The 18,104-nt window shown below is 54.5% G+C and carries 15 protein-coding genes; 9 read left to right on the forward strand and 6 right to left on the reverse strand.

The window, feature by feature from the left end:
* Window positions 1–171: 171 nt before the first annotated feature.
* Together OGY09_RS10935 and OGY09_RS10940 are read right to left on the reverse strand one after the other, a co-directional pair.
* On the reverse strand, window positions 172–1,035 hold the full coding sequence (locus OGY09_RS10935) for a YjjW family glycine radical enzyme activase (protein WP_032942315.1): 864 nt from the start codon (window positions 1,033–1,035) through the stop codon (window positions 172–174).
* Window positions 1,007–2,557, reverse strand: a complete 1,551-nt coding sequence (locus OGY09_RS10940) for a YjjI family glycine radical enzyme (RefSeq protein WP_032942316.1) — start codon at window positions 2,555–2,557, stop codon at window positions 1,007–1,009. The genes OGY09_RS10935 and OGY09_RS10940 overlap by 29 nt, the downstream gene beginning before the upstream one ends.
* A gap of 261 nt (window positions 2,558–2,818) precedes the next feature.
* Between OGY09_RS10940 and deoC the strand changes: the two genes are divergently transcribed.
* The 4 genes from deoC to deoD all read left to right on the forward strand — a co-directional run bounded on the left by deoC (window position 2,819) and on the right by deoD (window position 7,255).
* A complete protein-coding gene (deoC, locus tag OGY09_RS10945; protein WP_003019042.1) occupies window positions 2,819–3,598 on the forward strand; it encodes a deoxyribose-phosphate aldolase in 780 nt (259 codons plus the stop codon).
* 135 nt (window positions 3,599–3,733) lie between these two features.
* Window positions 3,734–5,056, forward strand: a complete 1,323-nt coding sequence (deoA, locus tag OGY09_RS10950) for a thymidine phosphorylase (protein WP_003845626.1) — start codon at window positions 3,734–3,736, stop codon at window positions 5,054–5,056.
* Between the two features lie 51 nt (window positions 5,057–5,107).
* Entirely contained in the window at window positions 5,108–6,331 is a 1,224-nt protein-coding gene (gene deoB / locus OGY09_RS10955) for a phosphopentomutase (RefSeq protein ID WP_003019037.1), read from the forward strand.
* A 204-nt stretch (window positions 6,332–6,535) separates the two neighbouring features.
* On the forward strand, window positions 6,536–7,255 hold the full coding sequence (gene deoD, locus OGY09_RS10960) for a purine-nucleoside phosphorylase (protein WP_000224864.1): 720 nt from the start codon (window positions 6,536–6,538) through the stop codon (window positions 7,253–7,255).
* Window positions 7,256–7,405: 150 nt separating this feature from the next.
* On the opposite strand, the gene lplA is transcribed toward deoD, so the two are convergent.
* Together lplA and OGY09_RS10970 are read right to left on the reverse strand one after the other, a co-directional pair.
* Window positions 7,406–8,422 (reverse strand): lipoate--protein ligase, encoded by a 1,017-nt coding sequence (gene lplA, locus OGY09_RS10965; protein WP_032942318.1) that lies wholly within the window; start codon window positions 8,420–8,422, stop codon window positions 7,406–7,408.
* 37 nt (window positions 8,423–8,459) lie between these two features.
* Entirely contained in the window at window positions 8,460–9,101 is a 642-nt protein-coding gene (locus OGY09_RS10970) for a YtjB family periplasmic protein (RefSeq protein ID WP_003829948.1), read from the reverse strand.
* Between the two features lie 115 nt (window positions 9,102–9,216).
* Here OGY09_RS10970 and serB point away from each other — a divergent pair, with 115 nt between their 5' ends.
* The 3 genes from serB to nadR all read left to right on the forward strand — a co-directional run bounded on the left by serB (window position 9,217) and on the right by nadR (window position 12,969).
* A complete protein-coding gene (gene serB / locus OGY09_RS10975) occupies window positions 9,217–10,185 on the forward strand; it encodes a phosphoserine phosphatase (protein WP_003829946.1) in 969 nt (322 codons plus the stop codon).
* 83 nt (window positions 10,186–10,268) lie between these two features.
* Window positions 10,269–11,651 carry a DNA repair protein RadA gene (gene radA, locus OGY09_RS10980; protein WP_003829944.1) on the forward strand — a complete coding sequence of 461 codons (1,383 nt, stop codon included), beginning with the start codon at window positions 10,269–10,271 and terminating at the stop codon, window positions 11,649–11,651.
* 88 nt (window positions 11,652–11,739) lie between these two features.
* Window positions 11,740–12,969 (forward strand): multifunctional transcriptional regulator/nicotinamide-nucleotide adenylyltransferase/ribosylnicotinamide kinase NadR, encoded by a 1,230-nt coding sequence (nadR, locus tag OGY09_RS10985; RefSeq protein WP_032942319.1) that lies wholly within the window; start codon window positions 11,740–11,742, stop codon window positions 12,967–12,969.
* A gap of 99 nt (window positions 12,970–13,068) precedes the next feature.
* Here nadR and ettA read toward each other — a convergent pair whose 3' ends face one another.
* Entirely contained in the window at window positions 13,069–14,736 is a 1,668-nt protein-coding gene (gene ettA / locus OGY09_RS10990) for an energy-dependent translational throttle protein EttA (RefSeq protein WP_032942320.1), read from the reverse strand.
* A gap of 331 nt (window positions 14,737–15,067) precedes the next feature.
* Here ettA and sltY point away from each other — a divergent pair, with 331 nt between their 5' ends.
* The gene (gene sltY / locus OGY09_RS10995; protein WP_032942321.1) at window positions 15,068–17,005 is read left to right on the forward strand and encodes a murein transglycosylase; all 1,938 of its coding nucleotides are present in this window, start codon (window positions 15,068–15,070) and stop codon (window positions 17,003–17,005) included.
* A gap of 89 nt (window positions 17,006–17,094) precedes the next feature.
* On the forward strand, window positions 17,095–17,421 hold the full coding sequence (gene trpR / locus OGY09_RS11000; protein ID WP_032934222.1) for a trp operon repressor: 327 nt from the start codon (window positions 17,095–17,097) through the stop codon (window positions 17,419–17,421).
* Between the two features lie 89 nt (window positions 17,422–17,510).
* Here the strand turns inward: trpR and yjjX are convergent, their stop codons facing one another.
* A complete protein-coding gene (gene yjjX / locus OGY09_RS11005; RefSeq protein ID WP_032942322.1) occupies window positions 17,511–18,035 on the reverse strand; it encodes an inosine/xanthosine triphosphatase in 525 nt (174 codons plus the stop codon).
* Window positions 18,036–18,104: the final 69 nt, after the last annotated feature.

Genomic DNA, 18,104 nt, shown 5'->3' on the forward strand with positions numbered 1-18,104 from the left:
CTGATAAGCGAAGCGCATCAGGCATAACTTCGCCGGATGGCGGCTGCGTCTTATCCGGCCTACAAAAGTAGGCGCTCCGTAGGCCTGATAAGCAAAGCGCATCAGGCATAACTTTGCCGGATGGTGGCTGTGTTTTCTCCGGCCTGCAAATGATGTAGCCGCATCCGGCAATCACAGGTACAGCGCCGGGAAGATCAAATTATCCACCCTGCGCTCGCGCAATCTTTGCGCCAGGTGTTCCACATCCTTCGGCGTGGCGCTCGGCCAGTCCTTCGCTTCGCCATACACCCCGTGCGCATGAAAGGCATTCAACCGTACCGGTACGTCGCCGGTGCGTTTGATAAACGCCGCCAGCGCATCGATATGCTGTAGATAATCTTCCTGACCAGGAATAACCAGCAGGCGGAGTTCCGCCAGTTTGCTCTGCCCGGACAAAAAGGTAATGCTTTGTTTAATCAGCGTGTTATCGCGGCCGGTAAGCTGCCGATGACACGTGCTGTCCCAGGCTTTTAAATCCAGCATTACGCCGTCGCACACCGGCAGCAGCTTCTGCCAGCCGGTTTCGCTCAGCATGCCGTTGCTGTCGACCATGCAGGTCAGGTGTTGCAACTGCGGATCGGTTTTTATCGCGGTAAATAGCGCCACAATAAAGGGGAGCTGGGTAGTCGCTTCACCGCCACTAACGGTTATCCCTTCGATAAACAGTGACGCTTTACGAATATGTTGCAGCACTTCATCAACGCTCATACTCTGCGCCATCGGCGTGGCCTGCTGGGGGCACATGTGCAGGCAGGTGTCACACTGCTGACACACATCGGACTGCCACCACACTTTCCCTGCGCTCAGGCTCAGCGCCTCATGCGGGCAATGCAGCACACACTCCCCGCAGTCGTTGCAGCGTCCCATCGTCCACGGATTGTGGCAATTTTTACAGCGCAGATTACATCCTTGCAGAAACAGAGCCAGACGACTGCCCGGCCCATCGACGCAGGAGAAAGGAATCAGCCTACTGACTAAAGCGCATCTGCTGTTCATGGCTAATCACGCGAGGTTGTCGTTCCAGAATGCGCGTATTGCGCGCGGCTTCTTCGCCAAGCCAGGTGGTGTTGGTTCGTGACCCTTCGGCGCGATACTTTTCCAGATCCGACAGGCGCACCATGTAACCCGTAACGCGAACCAGATCGTTGCCGCTCACGTTGGCGGTAAACTCGCGCATTCCGGCTTTAAACGCCCCGAGGCACAACTGCACCAGCGCCTGAGGATTACGCTTGATGGTTTCATCCAGCGTGAGAATGTCGCTGATCCCGGCGTGATAAAACGCGTGATGTGGCGCGACGGTTTGCAGATGGGTGATCGGATCCGGCTCATCGCCGTAAGGCAGGCGTGCCCCTGGCGTGGTGCCGATGTCAGAACTGATCCCCGACTGTGCATGCAGCATCGCGCGCTGCTTCCAGCCATATTTCACCGGGGTGTTTTCGACAAACTCAGCCAGGTAGGCGCTAATACGATAGCCGAGCTGATTGGCGAACTCATCTTTCCCATAGCGCGCATTCTGTCCCGACTTATCGCACAGCAGGTTAACCGCCTCCGCCAGACCATACATCCCGAACATAGGCACAAAACGTTCGGGATCAATCAACCCTTCCTGCACGAGGAAGCTATTCTCAAAGAAATGTGATTTCTCATAGAGGAATTCACATCGTGAATCAATGATGGCGATTTGCTGCTGGCAGTAGTGCGGTAGGGTGCGCGTAAAGAAGTCATCGACAGAGGTGCTGCGCTCTGCGATGGCTTTCAGATTAAGCCTGACCAGCGTGCTTCCCCCCCCGGCGAGCGGCAAAGAGTTGTAACAACTGACGACGCCATACTGACCTTTTGTGAAAATTTTATCATTTTCAGGGCCGTTGGAAATATGCGGCTTACTGCACTCGCAGATATTTTGCGCCACGTTGAGCAGCAGATCGTCAGGTGTGATTTGCGGGTCATAAATGAATGTCAGATTAGGCGAAACCTGCTTTAACTCTGCGTCTGCGCGTAAAATTGCACGGGTGACTGGTGTATCGGCGGGGCCGATATTGGCATGCATAAACGCGTCTGGCAGGGTTCTGTCGAGATAACGCCAGAAACGTTTTATTCGAATATCGATCTCGTCTTGTGTTAGAATTCTAACATACGGTTGCAGCAAGGCATCGAGCTGGCCGAGATAAACCGGCATCGACGTCACTGACGGAACATGGTGGTAAAGAATAGTGAGTAAGGATAATGCGTCATCAAGATCCCAGGCGCCTTCCAGCTCCAGCCACGATGAGCCATTGGCCAGAAAATGCGCGTAATCGGGTAAAACATAGCGCGGTTTGAACGGGGCATGACCTTCGTACATATCGCAGATTACCCCATCATCCAGCGCCTGACGTGCCTGTGCAGGCAGTTGCGGGTAAGGCAGCGCGTTCTCAGCTTCCAGCGCCAGAAAGTGGCGTTTCTGCTCAGGGCTGAGCACTGGGCTGGTCACGATTTGTTGGCAACGCTGTTGCAGCGCGAGTTCGCTTGAAGTGGGCATCGTTGATTCCTTTTTATCCCGAAGGTGTAACGCCATTGTAGAAAGCAACGCCGCCGCAACCTTTGATCCGGATGCGCCTGATGCCACCGCATCCCTTTAGAAAAGGTGATTTATTTGAAGTAGATCTCATTAGAGTAATGCAAATCTGTATGTGGTTTTCATTAACTGTGATGTATATCGAAGTGTAATAGCGAGCGGATGTTAGAATACTAACAAACTCGCAAGGTGAAATTTTATACGGCGATGCCGTTGGAGAATGTTATGACCGATTTAACAGCAAGCAGCCTGCGTGCACTGAAACTGATGGACCTGACTACCCTGAATGACGACGACACCAATGAAAAAGTGATCGCGCTGTGTCATCAGGCGAAGACCCCGGTTGGCAACACTGCCGCAATCTGTATCTATCCGCGTTTCATCCCTATTGCGCGTAAGACCCTGAAAGAGCAGGGCACGCCGGACATCCGCATTGCAACCGTAACCAACTTCCCGCACGGCAACGACGACATCGAGATTGCGCTGGCTGAAACCCGCGCGGCGATTGCTTACGGCGCAGATGAAGTTGACGTGGTGTTCCCGTACCGTGCGCTGATCGCCGGTAACGAGCAGATTGGTTTCGATCTGGTTAAAGCCTGCAAAGACGCGTGTGCGGCGGCAAACGTGCTGCTGAAAGTCATCATCGAAACCGGTGAGCTGAAAGAAGAAGCACTGATTCGCAAAGCGTCTGAAATCTCCATCAAAGCCGGTGCTGATTTCATCAAAACTTCTACCGGTAAAGTGCCGGTCAATGCGACGCCGGAAAGCGCACGCATCATGATGGAAGTGATCCGCGACATGGGTGTTTCTAAAACTGTAGGTTTCAAACCGGCTGGTGGCGTGCGCACTGCAGAAGATGCACAGCAGTTCCTGGCGATTGCCGATGAACTGTTTGGCGCTGACTGGGCTGATTCTCGTCACTACCGTTTTGGCGCATCCAGCCTGCTGGCGAGCCTGCTGAAAGCGCTGGGTCACGGCGACGGCAAGAGCGCAAGCAGCTACTAAGCCTTATATTGCCGGAGCTGTAGCGACGTAGGCCGGATAAGGCGTAGCCGCCATCCGGCATTAAGACGACTGCCGGGTGGCGCGTTGCTTACCCGGCCTACAACGGCCTTCTACTCTTTTCCCCTGGGGGTTACCGTGTTTCTCGCACAAGAAATTATTCGTAAAAAACGTGATGGTCATGCGCTGAGCGATGAAGAAATTCGTTTCTTTATCAATGGTATTCGCGACAACACCATCTCTGAAGGGCAAATCGCCGCCCTGGCGATGACCATTTTCTTCCACGATATGACAATGCCTGAGCGAGTTTCGCTGACCATGGCAATGCGTGATTCAGGAACCGTGCTGGACTGGAAAAGCCTGCAGCTGAACGGCCCGATTGTGGATAAACACTCTACCGGCGGTGTGGGTGACGTAACGTCACTGATGTTAGGCCCGATGGTCGCAGCGTGCGGCGGCTATATTCCGATGATCTCCGGGCGTGGCCTGGGGCATACCGGCGGTACGCTCGATAAACTGGAAGCGATTCCTGGATTTGACATCTTCCCGGACGACGCGCGCTTCCGTGAAATTATTAAAGACGTGGGTGTGGCGATTATTGGGCAAACCAGCTCGCTCGCACCGGCGGATAAACGTTTTTATGCCACCCGCGATATTACCGCGACGGTGGATTCCATCCCGCTGATTACCGGTTCCATTCTGGCGAAAAAACTGGCGGAAGGGCTGGATGCGCTAGTGATGGATGTGAAAGTGGGCAGCGGCGCCTTTATGCCGACCTACGAGCTTTCTGAAGCTCTTGCTGAAGCGATTGTCGGTGTGGCAAACGGTGCGGGTGTACGTACCACTGCGCTGTTAACCGATATGAACCAGGTGCTGGCCTCCAGCGCAGGTAACGCGGTCGAAGTTCGCGAAGCGGTGCAGTTCCTGACCGGTGAATACCGCAATCCACGTCTGTTAGACGTCACCATGGCGCTGTGCGTGGAAATGCTGATCTCCGGTAATCTGGCGAAAGATGACGCCGAAGCCCGTGCGAAATTGCAGACCGTGCTGGACAACGGTAAAGCGGCAGAGATTTTTGGTCGCATGGTTGCGGCGCAAAAAGGCCCGACCGATTTCGTCGAAAATTATGCGAAGTATCTGCCGACGGCAATGCTCAGCAAAGCGGTATATGCTGATACCGAAGGCTTTGTCAGCGCGATGGATACCCGCGCGCTGGGGATGGCGGTCGTTTCCATGGGCGGCGGTCGTCGTCAGGCTTCGGACACCATTGATTACAGCGTTGGCTTTAGCGATATGGCGCGTCTGGGCGACAGCGTAGACGGACAACGCCCGCTGGCGGTGATCCACGCGAAAGACGAAGCCAGCTGGCAGGAAGCGGCGAAAGCGGTCAAAGCGGCAATTAGCCTTGACGATAAAGCGCCAGAAATTACACCGACAGTCTATCGTCGTATTACCGAATAACTGTATACTGATCTGATCGCTTTTTTGCGGCGCAGATGTATGGAGAACAAGATGAAACGTGCATTTATTATGGTGCTGGACTCCTTTGGTATTGGTGCGACTGAAGATGCGGATCGCTTTGGCGACGTAGGTTCAGACACTATGGGACACATTGCAGAAGCCTGTGCGAAAGGTGAGGCTGACAATGGTCGCAAAGGTCCACTGAATCTGCCTAACCTGACCCGTCTGGGCCTGGTGAAAGCTCACGAAGGTTCTACCGGTAAAATTGCTGCTGGTATGGACGGTAACGCGGAAGTGATTGGTGCCTACGCATGGGCGCATGAACTTTCTTCCGGGAAAGACACGCCGTCTGGCCACTGGGAAATCGCGGGTGTCCCGGTTCTGTTTGATTGGGGTTATTTCTCCGATCATGAAAACAGCTTCCCGCAGGAACTGCTGGATAAACTGGTAAAACGTGCCAACCTGCCAGGCTACCTCGGCAACTGCCACTCTTCCGGTACCGTGATCCTGGATCAGCTGGGTGAAGAGCATATGAAAACCGGCAAGCCGATTTTCTATACCTCCGCTGACTCCGTGTTCCAGATTGCCTGCCACGAAGAGACGTTTGGCCTGGATAAACTCTACGAGCTGTGCGAAATCGCACGTGAAGAGCTGACCGAAGGTGGTTACAACATCGGTCGTGTTATCGCACGTCCGTTTATCGGTGATAAAGCCGGTAACTTCCAGCGTACCGGTAACCGTCACGACCTGGCCGTTGAGCCGCCAGCACCGACCGTGCTGCAGAAACTGGTCGACGAAAAAGACGGTCACGTGGTTTCCGTCGGTAAAATCGCGGATATCTACGCTAACTGCGGCATCACCAAAAAAGTGAAAGCCACCGGTCTGGACGCGCTGTTCGACGCCACCATCAAAGAGATGAAAGAAGCAGGTGATAAGACCATCGTCTTCACCAACTTCGTTGATTTCGACTCTTCCTGGGGACATCGTCGCGATATCGCCGGTTATGCTGCGGGCCTGGAACTGTTCGACCGCCGTCTGCCTGAGCTGATGGAGCTGGTGGGTGAAGATGACATTCTGATCCTGACCGCTGACCACGGCTGCGACCCAAGCTGGACCGGCACTGACCACACCCGTGAACACATCCCGGTACTGGTCTACGGCCCGAAAGTGAAACCAGGTTCTTTAGGTCACCGTGAAACCTTCGCGGATATCGGTCAGACGCTGGCGAGCTACTTTGGTACGTCACCGATGGACTACGGTAAAAACATGCTGTAATACCCGTTGTCTTTCGCGCTGTAGATGCGTTGACTTCATTCGCTCACCCCGGTCACATAGTGAATCTATGCTCCCGGGGATTCACGAATTCGTCGCCTTCCTACAACGCGAAATCCTTAGGGTATTTCACTGTTTTGCATACGTTTTGTAGGCCTGATAAGGCGTAGCCGCCATCAGGCAATAACAACGAAATAAGGACAAAAAATGGCAACTCCACATATTAATGCAGAAATGGGTGATTTCGCTGACGTCGTATTGATGCCGGGCGACCCGCTGCGTGCAAAGCATATTGCTGAAACTTTCCTCGAAGATGTTCGTGAAGTGAACAACGTTCGCGGCATGTTAGGTTTTACCGGTACTTACAAAGGCCGTAAGATCTCCGTTATGGGTCACGGTATGGGTATCCCGTCCTGCTCCATCTACACCAAAGAGCTGATCACCGATTTCGGCGTGAAGAAAATCATTCGCGTAGGCTCCTGCGGCGCTGTGCGTATGGACGTTAAACTGCGTGACGTGGTTATCGGTATGGGCGCCTGCACCGACTCCAAGGTGAACCGTATCCGTTTTAAAGATCATGACTTTGCGGCTATCGCTGACTTTGACATGGTACGTAACGCGGTTGATGCGGCAAAAGCACTGGGTGTAGACGCGCGCGTGGGCAACCTGTTCTCTGCTGACCTGTTCTACTCTCCGGACGGTGAAATGTTCGACGTGATGGAAAAATACGGCGTGCTGGGCGTGGAAATGGAAGCGGCGGGCATCTACGGTGTTGCTGCGGAATTTGGTGCAAAAGCGCTGACCATCTGCACCGTTTCCGACCATATCCGTACTCACGAGCAGACCACTGCCGCTGAACGTCAGACGACCTTCAACGACATGATCAAAATCGCGCTGGAATCCGTTCTGCTGGGCGATAAAGAGTAAGGGTTGTTGTGGCCCGGTGGCGCTTCGCTTACCGGGCCTACGGAAATGCCGCTATTAATGCCTGATGGCGCTTCGCTTGTCAGGCCTACAGGAGCGGTCTTGTAGGCCGGATAAGGCGCAGCCGCCATCCGGCAATTCGCCACTAATCGCTTAACGCACGGCCTTCGCCACCCACGCTGCCAGTTCACGCAGCTCGTTTTCCTGATCCGCATATTCCGTAACCAGCGCTTCGCAAGTCTGCTGTAAAACATCGGCGCGATACTGGCAGCCCTGTAGCCGCTCCGCCAGCGCTTCTAACGGCGCGGGATTGAGACTGTCGGTAAACACCTGTGTGCGCGTGATATGACCTTTTTCGACGTCGAAATGCAGCTCAACGCCACCCCAGGTGAAACGCTCGTCCAGCAGATGCGAGAAAGCAGGTGCCTGACCAAAATTCCATTCCCAACTGCTCTGGCGGGCAAAGGTTTCGGCAAAATTTGGCAGGTCCGGCGTTTTATCTGGTGAGATCACTTCCGCTTCAACGCGTTCGCCATAATGAGCAAAAAAGGCTTCCGTGATGGCCTGACAGACCTGTTCATGGGTGATGCCCGGTAACAGCTCCGTCAAATTCGCCACCCGTGAGCGGACAGAGGTGATCCCCTTGGCCGCGAGTTTCTTTTTGTCGGGATTGAGATAATTTGCCAGGCGGCTGAGATCGGCATTTAGCAGCAGCGTGCCGTGGTGGAAGCCGCGATCTTTCGTTTCCCGATAAGCAGAGCCTGAAACCTTGCGATCGCCGTCTGGCGTTTTCACAACCAGATCGTTACGCCCGGAGGTGTCCGCCGTCACACCCAGAGAATTCAATGCGTTGAGGACAATCGCGGTGGAAATGGTTTTGTCGTACTCCGGTTTACCGGCCATAAAGGTAAAGCAGGTATTACCTAAGTCATGGAACACCGCGCCGCCGCCGCTGCTACGGCGGGCGAGCCGCACGTTGTCTTCCTCCATACGGCGGGTATTACACTCTTTCCACGGGTTTTGCGCCCGGCCAATCACCACCGTATCGGCGTTACGCCACAAGAACAGGACGCGCTGCGTGGCGGGCATCTGGCGAAAAATGCACTCTTCGACCGCGAGGTTAAACCACGGATCGTAAGAGTCTGAGATAAGCAGGCGTAGTGTAGTCATGGTTGATTTCCCTTCTGTTTTACAGTTTTTACTGCTTTTACTCTTTTTTCTCGTTGTCTTCTTCCTGCACCGGTTTGTTGGCGGTTAGCAGGAAAGGGGATTGCTGCCAGCGGGTACGCTTGCCTTGCAATAAGGTACGGGTGAGCACGACGCCAATCGCCAGCGCCAGCAGCAGCATCAGGCGTAAGATATTGGTGGTGTTATCTACCTGCTTCGCCTCGGTGGCGAGGGTGTGGGTATCCAGCGTCAGACGCAAATAGCCCAGCGGACCATTTTTCCCCTGAATGGGTTCGACAATCTGCTGGTTAAAATAACCCCCGGCTTTTTTGCCGTCGAGCGCCAGTCGGTCACGAACGTTGACGCTCTCGCCGGTACGCGTAATCAGGTCTCCCTGTTCATCGTACACGCCAGCGTCCAGAATACGGCTACTTTCCGTCAGCTGTGTGAGTACCGCTTTGATGCGTTTTTCATCCGGCGTTTCGGTACGCATTAGCGGAGCAACATTTAGCGCCACCTGGCGGGCCAGCGTACGGGCCAGCTCTTCGAGCTGCGGATTACGCTGCTGCTGGTGACTTTGACTAAACCAGGATGCGCCCTGCATCAGGGCGACGAGCAGAGCAAGACAGAACAATACAATCACTGCACGATGAAGTCGGAATTTCAGTTTTGCGCGAGCCATATTCCACCTGCTGAAAATTTGAGACTTAATGTTGCCAGAAGCGCTGGTTACAGGGTAGCCTCATGCGTTATTTTCCCCTGATGATTCCGACCCGAACGATTTTACAGGAGCTTTAATGCCTAACATAACCTGGTGCGATCTACCTGAAGATGTTTCTCTGTGGCCAGGTCTGCCTCTCTCTTTAAGTGGCGATGAAGTCATGCCGCTGGACTACCACGCGGGCCGCAGTGGCTGGCTGCTGTACGGTCGTGGGCTGGATAAACAACGTTTAACGCAATACCAGAGCAAACTGGGTGCAGCGATGGTGATTGTTGCTGCCTGGTGCGTCGAGGATTATCAGGTGATTCGCCTGGCGGGTTCGTTAACGCCGCGCGCGGCAAAACTGGCGCATGATGCCAAACTGGATGTTGCCCCGTTAGGCAAAATTCCGCATCTGCGCACACCGGGTTTACTGGTGATGGACATGGACTCAACGGCAATCCAGATCGAATGCATTGATGAAATTGCTAAACTGGCTGGAACCGGTGAGATGGTTGCGGAAGTCACGGAACGCGCAATGCGCGGCGAACTGGACTTTACCGCCAGCCTGCGTAGTCGCGTGGCGACGCTGAAGGGCGCTGATGCCAATATTCTGCACCAGGTGCGCGAAACGCTACCGCTGATGCCAGGCCTGACACAGCTGGTGTTAAAACTGGAAACGCTCGGCTGGAAAGTGGCTATTGCCTCTGGCGGCTTTACCTTCTTTGCCGATTACCTGCGTAATAAACTGCGTCTGACGGCGGCTGTAGCAAACGAGCTGGAGATCATGGACGGTAAATTTACCGGCAACGTGATCGGCGATATCGTCGATGCCCAGTACAAAGCCAATACCCTGACCCGCCTGGCGCAAGAGTATGAGATCCCGATGGCGCAGACGGTGGCGATCGGCGACGGTGCTAACGATCTGCCGATGATCAAAACGGCTGGGCTGGGTATTGCGTATCATGCTAAACCGAAAGTGAATGAAAAGACGGAGATTACTATCCGCCACGCTGACCTGATGGGCGTGTTCTGCATTCTCTCCGGCAGCATGAACCAGAAATGATTAAATTGCCTGATGGCAAGGTGTCCGTAGGCCGGATAAGCGCCTGCGCCATCCGGCAAAAGCGTTAACGAAAGAGGTAAAACGTGGCCAAAGCTCCAAAACGCGCCTTTGTTTGTAATGAATGCGGGGCCGATTACCCGCGCTGGCAGGGGCAATGCAGCGCCTGTCAGGCATGGAATACCATTACCGAGGTGCGCCTTGCCGCATCGCCAACGGTGGCGCGTAACGAGCGGCTCAGTGGCTATGCCGGGAATGCAGGCGTGGCAAAAGTGCAGAAGCTGTCTGACATCAGCCTTGAAGAACTACCGCGTTTTTCCACTGGATTTAAAGAGTTTGACCGCGTGCTGGGCGGCGGTGTGGTACCCGGCAGCGCTATTCTGATTGGCGGTAACCCCGGCGCGGGGAAATCAACGCTGCTGCTGCAAACGCTGTGCAAGCTCGCTGAGCAGATGAAAACTCTGTACGTCACCGGTGAAGAGTCACTGCAGCAGGTGGCGATGCGTGCGCACCGGCTCGGTTTGCCGACAGCGAATCTGAATATGCTGTCGGAAACCAGTATCGAACAAATTTGCCTGATTGCCGAAGAAGAACAGCCGAAGCTGATGGTGATCGACTCCATTCAGGTAATGCACATGGCGGATATTCAGTCTTCGCCGGGCAGCGTGGCGCAGGTGCGTGAAACGGCGGCTTATCTGACGCGCTTTGCCAAAACGCGCGGCGTGGCGATTGTGATGGTCGGCCACGTCACCAAAGACGGCTCGCTGGCCGGGCCGAAGGTGCTCGAACACTGTATTGACTGTTCGGTACTGCTCGATGGTGACGCCGATTCCCGTTTCCGCACTCTGCGTAGCCATAAAAACCGCTTTGGCGCGGTGAATGAGCTGGGCGTCTTTGCCATGACCGAACAGGGCCTGCGTGAAGTCAGCAACCCTTCCGCTATCTTCTTAAGCCGTGGCGATGAGGTCACCTCCGGCAGTTCGGTGATGGTGGTCTGGGAAGGTACGCGCCCGCTGCTGGTAGAGATTCAGGCGCTGGTCGATCACTCAATGATGGCGAACCCGCGTCGCGTGGCGGTCGGTCTGGAACAGAACCGTCTGGCGATTCTGCTGGCGGTGCTGCATCGTCACGGTGGCTTGCAGATGGCGGATCAGGACGTGTTTGTTAACGTAGTCGGCGGCGTAAAAGTCACCGAAACCAGCGCCGACCTGGCGTTGCTGCTGGCAATGGTCTCCAGCCTGCGTGACAGACCGCTGCCACAGGATTTAGTGGTCTTTGGCGAAGTGGGGTTGGCGGGCGAAATCCGTCCGGTACCCAGCGGGCAGGAGCGTATTTCGGAAGCGGCGAAGCACGGCTTTCGCCGGGCGATTGTCCCTGCCGCTAACGTACCGAAAAAAGTACCGGAAGGCATGCAGGTCTTTGGCGTTAAGAAGCTTGCGGATGCGTTAAGCGTGTTTGACGACCTATAATCAAATACCCGTACATACTGATTTAGTAGGCCTGATAAGCGAAGCGCCATCAGGCAGTGTTACGCGATTTTTCCAGCAGGAGGCTCTTGTGTCATTTGAATATCTGAAAACCGCCATAAAGCAAAAGGGCTGTACCCTGCAACAGGTGGCGGATGCCAGTGGCATGACCAAGGGATACCTAAGCCAACTGCTGAATGCCAAAATCAAAAGCCCCAGCGCGCAGAAGCTGGAGGCGTTGCACCGCTTTCTCGGTCTGGAGTTTCCGCGCCAGCAGAAAAATATCGGTGTGGTATTCGGCAAGTTTTATCCGCTGCACACCGGCCATATCTATCTTATCCAGCGCGCCTGTAGCCAGGTCGATGAACTGCATATCATCATGGGCTATGACGACACGCGCGATCGCAGCCTGTTTGAAGACAGTGCCATGTCACAACAGCCTACGGTGCCCGATCGTTTACGCTGGCTGCTGCAAACCTTTAAGTATCAGAAAAATATCCGTATTCATGCCTTCAACGAAGAAGGCATGGAGCCGTATCCGCACGGCTGGGACGTGTGGAGCAACGGGATCAAAAGGTTTATGCAGGAGAAAGGGATCCAGCCAAACTGGATCTACACCTCTGAAGAATCAGATGCCCCGCAGTATCTCGAACATTTGGGGATCGAAACCGTGCTGGTGGATCCTAAGCGGACGTTCATGAGCATCAGCGGCGGGCAAATCCGTGAAAACCCGTTTCGCTACTGGGAGTACATTCCGACCGAAGTGAAGCCGTTCTTCGTGCGCACCGTGGCGATCCTCGGCGGGGAGTCGAGCGGTAAATCGACGCTGGTGAATAAGCTCGCCAATATCTTTAACACCACCAGTGCGTGGGAATACGGGCGTGATTATGTCTTCTCCCATTTGGGCGGCGATGAGATGGCGTTGCAGTATTCTGACTACGATAAAATCGCCCTGGGACAAGCGCAATACATCGATTTTGCTGTTAAATACGCCAATAAAGTGGCATTCATCGACACCGATTTCGTGACCACTCAGGCCTTCTGTAAAAAGTATGAAGGGCGTGAACACCCGTTTGTGCAAGCGCTTATTGATGAGTATCGCTTCGACCTGGTGATCCTGCTGGAAAACAACACCCCATGGGTGGCGGATGGCTTACGCAGCCTTGGAAGCTCAGTTGACAGAAAAGCGTTTCAGACGCTGCTGGTCGAGATGCTGCAGGAAAACAATATCAATTTTGTGCACGTTCAGGAGCCTGACTACGACGGCCGCTTCCTGCGCTGCGTGGAGTTGGTGAAAGAACTAATGGGTGAGCAAAGGTAGATTTTAATGCCGGATGCGCTGCGCTTATCCGGCCTACAAGTCGCACTAACCTCGTAGGCCGGATAAGGCGTAACGCCGCCATCCGGCGCTTAACGCTAATTACTTAGAAATACGCTTGTACTTAATACGTTTCGGCTCCAGCGCATCGGCGCCCAGCGTACGTTTCTTGTACTCTTCGTATTCGGTAAAGTTACCTTCGAAGAACTCAACCTTACCTTCATCCTGGTAATCCAGAATGTGGGTGGCGATACGGTCGAGGAACCAACGGTCGTGCGAGATAACCATCGCGCAGCCCGGGAATTCCAGTAGGGCGTTTTCCAGCGCGCGCAGGGTTTCGATATCCAGGTCGTTGGTTGGTTCATCGAGCAGCAGCATGTTGCCGCCAACCTGCAGCAGCTTCGCCAGGTGCAGACGACCACGCTCACCACCGGACAGCTCGCCGACGCGTTTGCCCTGATCCACACCTTTGAAGTTGAAGCGGCCCACGTAGGCACGGCTTGGCATCTCGGTGTTGCCGATTCGCATGATATCCAGCCCGCCGGAAACTTCTTCCCACACGGTTTTGCTGTTGTCCATGGCGTCACGGAACTGGTCAACGGAGGCCAGTTTGACGGTTTCACCCAGCGTGATGGTGCCGCTGTCAGGCTGTTCCTGACCGGACATCATACGGAACAGGGTAGATTTACCCGCGCCGTTCGGACCGATGATGCCGACAATTGCGCCTTTCGGTACGGAGAAAGTCAGATCGTCGATCAGAACGCGATCGCCGTAGGATTTACGCAGATTGGTGACTTCAACGACTTTATCGCCCAGACGTGCTCCAGGTGGAATAAACAGTTCGTTGGTTTCGTTACGTTTCTGGTATTCGGTGTTGTTCAGCTCTTCAAAGCGTGCCAGACGGGCTTTACCCTTAGACTGACGACCTTTAGCGCCCTGACGCACCCACTCCAGCTCTTTCTCAATGGATTTACGGCGAGCCGCTTCCTGAGAGGCTTCCTGGGCCAGACGCTGATCTTTCTGCTCCAGCCAGGAAGAGTAGTTACCTTCCCACGGAATACCTTCACCACGGTCCAGCTCCAGGATCCAGCCCGCAACGTTGTCGAGGAAGTAACGGTCGTGGGTAATCGCCACTACGGTGCCTTCGAAATCGTGCAGGAAGCGTTCCAGCCACGCGACGGATTCCGCATCCAGGTGGTTGGTCGGTTCGTCGAGCAGCAGCATGTCTGGTTTTTCCAGCAGCAGGCGGCACAGCGCAACGCGGCGGCGTTCACCACCGGAGAGATTCTCAATTTTAGCGTCCCAGTCCGGCAGACGCAGGGCGTCAGCGGCACGCTCAAGCTGCACGTTCAGGTTATGGCCGTCGTGCGCCTGGATAATTTCTTCAAACTTGCCCTGTTGTGCGGCCAGTTTATCGAAGTCGGCGTCCGGCTCGGCGTACTTGGCGTAAACTTCATCCAGACCTTTCAGTGCACTAACCACTTCGGCAACCGCTTCTTCAACGGATTCACGAACGGTATGTTCTGGGTTCAGTTTTGGTTCCTGCGGCAGGTAACCGATTTTAATGCCTGGCTGTGGGCGAGCTTCACCTTCGATATCGGTATCAATACCGGCCATGATGCGCAGCAGGGTAGATTTACCCGCACCGTTCAGACCGAGAACACCGATTTTGGCGCCAGGGAAGAAGCTCAGTGAGATGTTTTTAAGAATATGACGTTTCGGCGGAACGACCTTGCCGACACGATGCATGGTATAAACGAATTGGGCCACGTTGGACTCGCCTCTATGTTTATCCCGTCATACTTCAAGCCGCAGATGCGTTGGCTGTGTCGTTCACTCCAGTCACGTACTTTTGTACGCTTAGGGGATTCACTTCCTCGCCGCCTTGCTGCAACTTGAATTATTTAGGGCTAATTATTGGTAAATAGTTATCAAAGGCGAAGTGTAGCCTTTTTCATTGCCCAATCCCAGCCAGCAGATCCCACTCGCAACAAAAGTAAAAAAGTGTCCGTGACGTGGCGCATTCTGCAATGTCTGGTTAGCATGAATTAATTAAGCGGCATGATGCTGCACAGACGTAACATGAGAAGAGGAAGAGCTTGTGGACAAAGCCAATCAATTTACCTGGCGCCTGCTGGCAGCCAGCGTATGTCTGCTGACGGTAAGTCAGGTGGCGCGAGCCGACTCCCTGGATGAGCAGCGCAATCGTTATGCGCAAATCAAGCAAGCCTGGGACAACCGACAGATGGATGTCGTAGAGCAGATGATGCCCGGCCTGAAGAACTATCCTCTGTACCCGTATCTGGAATATCGTCAGATCACTGACGATCTGATGAATCAGCCCACCATTACCGTTACCAATTTTGTGCGTGCCAATCCGACACTGCCCCCTGCGCGTACGCTGCAATCGCGTTTCGTGAATGAACTGGCGCGCCGCGAAGACTGGCGCGGACTGCTGGCGTTCAGCCCGGAAAAACCGGGTACCACGGAAGCGCAATGTAACTATTACTTCGCGAAATGGAGTACCGGGCAAACCGAAGAAGCCTGGCAGGGCGCGAAAGAGCTGTGGTTGACCGGGAAAAGTCAGCCGAATGCCTGTGACAAATTATTTGGCGTATGGCGCGCCTCAGGCACTCAGGATCCGCTGGCGTATCTGGAGCGTATTCGTCTGGCGATGAAAGCCGGGAATACCGGTCTGGTGACGGCGCTGGCCGGACAGATGCCCGCGCAATACCAAACCATTGCCTCTGCGATCATCTCGCTGGCCAACGATCCGAATTCGGTGATGACTTTTGCACGTACCACCGGCGCCACGGATTTCACCCGACAGATGGCGGCGGTCGCCTTTGCCAGCGTGGCGCGTCAGGATGTGGAAAACGCCCGCCTGATGATCCCGTCCCTGGTACAGGCGCAACAGCTTAATGACGAGCAAACCCAGGAGCTACGCGATATTGTTGCCTGGCGTCTGATGGGCAATGACGTCACTGACGAGCAGGCCAAATGGCGTGATGATGCGATTATGCGCTCCAATTCCACCTCGCTTGTGGAGCGTCGCGTGCGCATGGCGCTGGGAACCGGCGATCGTCGTGGCCTGAATACCTGGCTGGCACGTCTGCCAATGGAAGCAAAAGAAAAAGACGAGTGGCGCTACTGGCAGGCTGATCTGCTGCTGGAGCGCGGACGTGATGCGGAAGCCAAAGAGATCCTGCACCAGCTTATGCAGCAGCGTGGTTTCTATCCGATGGTGGCGGCACAGCGCCTGGGCGAAGAGTACGAGCTGAAAGTGGATAAAGCGCCAGCGAACGTTGATTCTGCGCTGACTCAGGGGCCAGAAATGGCACGCGTACGCGAGCTAATGTACTGGAACATGGATAATACCGCGCGCAGTGAATGGGCGAATCTGGTTACCAGCCGTACCAAGTCCGAGCAGGCTCAACTGGCACGTTACGCGTTCAACAATCACTGGTGGGATCTGAGCGTTCAGGCGACGATCGCCGGTAAGCTGTGGGATCATCTGGAAGAGCGCTTCCCATTGGCCTATAAAGATCTGTTTACCCGTTACACCAGCGGCAAGGATATTCAGCCAAGCTATGCGATGGCGATAGCGCGTCAGGAAAGCGCCTGGAACCCGAAAGTGAAATCACCGGTCGGCGCCAGCGGGCTGATGCAGATTATGCCGGGCACGGCGACGCATACGGTGAAAATGTTCTCGATTCCAGGTTACAGCAGTCCGAGCCAGCTACTGGATCCTGATACCAACATCAACATTGGTACCAGCTATTTGCAGTACGTATATCAGCAATTCGACAATAACCGCATCTTTGCGTCGGCAGCCTATAACGCCGGTCCGGGACGCGTTCGCACCTGGCTTGGCAATAGCGCTGGCCGCATTGATGCTGTGGCGTTTGTCGAAAGTATTCCATTCTCAGAGACGCGTGGTTATGTGAAGAACGTGCTGGCTTATGATGCGTACTATCGCTATTTCCTCGGCGATAAACCGGAGTTGATGAGCGACGCAGAATGGCAACGTCGTTACTGATCGTGTCGATTGTGTTATGCTATCGTACTCGTTAAAGAGTACAAAAGGGGGAAGCAAGCACGCTTCCCCCGCAACGATGGCGATATCTTATGACTCAGCAATCACCCTATTCAGCAGAGATGGCAGAACAACGTCACCAGGAGTGGTTACGTTTTGTCGATCTGCTTAAACACGCCTACGAACAAGATTTACACCTGCCACTGCTCAATTTGATGTTAACGCCGGATGAGCGTGAAGCGTTGGGCACGCGTGTGCGTATCATTGAAGAGCTGCTGCGCGGCGAGATGAGCCAGCGTGAGCTTAAAAACGAGCTCGGGGCGGGAATTGCCACTATTACGCGGGGGTCGAACAGCCTCAAATCCGCACCGGTGGATTTGCGTCAGTGGCTGGAGCAGGTACTGCTAAAAAGTGTCTGATTCTCTCGTAGGCCGGATAAGGCGAAGCCGCCATCCGGCAATGGTGCGCGCTGCTTGCCTGATGGCGCTACGCTTATCAGGCCTACAAATTACAATGACTCATCGTATATCGCGTTATGAAACGGGCTGAGCGCCAGAATCACCGCCTGGTGATAGACGCTTGAGCGCGTCAGCTTGCCCGCGGTAAAAACGCCGATTGCGCCTTCTTTACGGCCAATTTCATCAATACCCGCATAGTCCGACATCACCGGGCCGAGCGCTTCACCTTTACGGACTCTGTCGAGAATGACAGTAGGCAATGGCAGCGTGGCTGAACGGGCTTCACCGCGCTGAATGCCGTTATCAATCACCACCCAACTAAAGGTGGCATCGTCGTCAATTCCTGCTTCAATGGCGACCCAGAAATCAGCCTGCGGGTGCAGGCGGCGAGCGTTATCAACGCGATTTCGTGCGCCAGTGCGCGTTTCCTGGTTTCCGAAAGGTTGTTCCGGCACGCCACTCTCGACGGCGACGGGTTCAATATGGCAGGATCCTTCCCCGAAAATCTCTTCAAATGCCCGCAGAATTGCCTGAATTTTGGCAGGATTGGTGGTCGCAGAGATAACCTTGTGCATAATTAAGCTCAGTTTGAAAATTCATCGCAGAGTCTACTCAAAGTATGACGAGTATATAACGGAAAAAAA

The organism is Citrobacter sp. Cpo071 (genome assembly GCF_030332765.1).
Taxonomy (GTDB): Bacteria; Pseudomonadota; Gammaproteobacteria; order Enterobacterales; family Enterobacteriaceae; genus Citrobacter; species Citrobacter portucalensis.

Excerpts from the sequence above, each read along its gene's own strand:
- trpR (WP_032934222.1), top strand. The coding sequence starts at position 17,095 with ATGACTCAGCAATCACCCTATTCAGCAGAGATGGCAGAACAACGTCAC.
- lplA (WP_032942318.1), bottom strand. The coding sequence starts at position 8,422 with ATGACTACACTACGCCTGCTTATCTCAGACTCTTACGATCCGTGGTTT.
- OGY09_RS10935 (WP_032942315.1), bottom strand. The coding sequence starts at position 1,035 with ATGAACAGCAGATGCGCTTTAGTCAGTAGGCTGATTCCTTTCTCCTGC.
- deoD (WP_000224864.1), top strand. The coding sequence starts at position 6,536 with ATGGCAACTCCACATATTAATGCAGAAATGGGTGATTTCGCTGACGTC.
- deoB (WP_003019037.1), top strand. The coding sequence starts at position 5,108 with ATGAAACGTGCATTTATTATGGTGCTGGACTCCTTTGGTATTGGTGCG.
- serB (WP_003829946.1), top strand. The coding sequence starts at position 9,217 with ATGCCTAACATAACCTGGTGCGATCTACCTGAAGATGTTTCTCTGTGG.
- deoC (WP_003019042.1), top strand. The coding sequence starts at position 2,819 with ATGACCGATTTAACAGCAAGCAGCCTGCGTGCACTGAAACTGATGGAC.
- OGY09_RS10970 (WP_003829948.1), bottom strand. The coding sequence starts at position 9,101 with ATGGCTCGCGCAAAACTGAAATTCCGACTTCATCGTGCAGTGATTGTA.
- OGY09_RS10940 (WP_032942316.1), bottom strand. The coding sequence starts at position 2,557 with ATGCCCACTTCAAGCGAACTCGCGCTGCAACAGCGTTGCCAACAAATC.
- yjjX (WP_032942322.1), bottom strand. The coding sequence starts at position 18,035 with ATGCACAAGGTTATCTCTGCGACCACCAATCCTGCCAAAATTCAGGCA.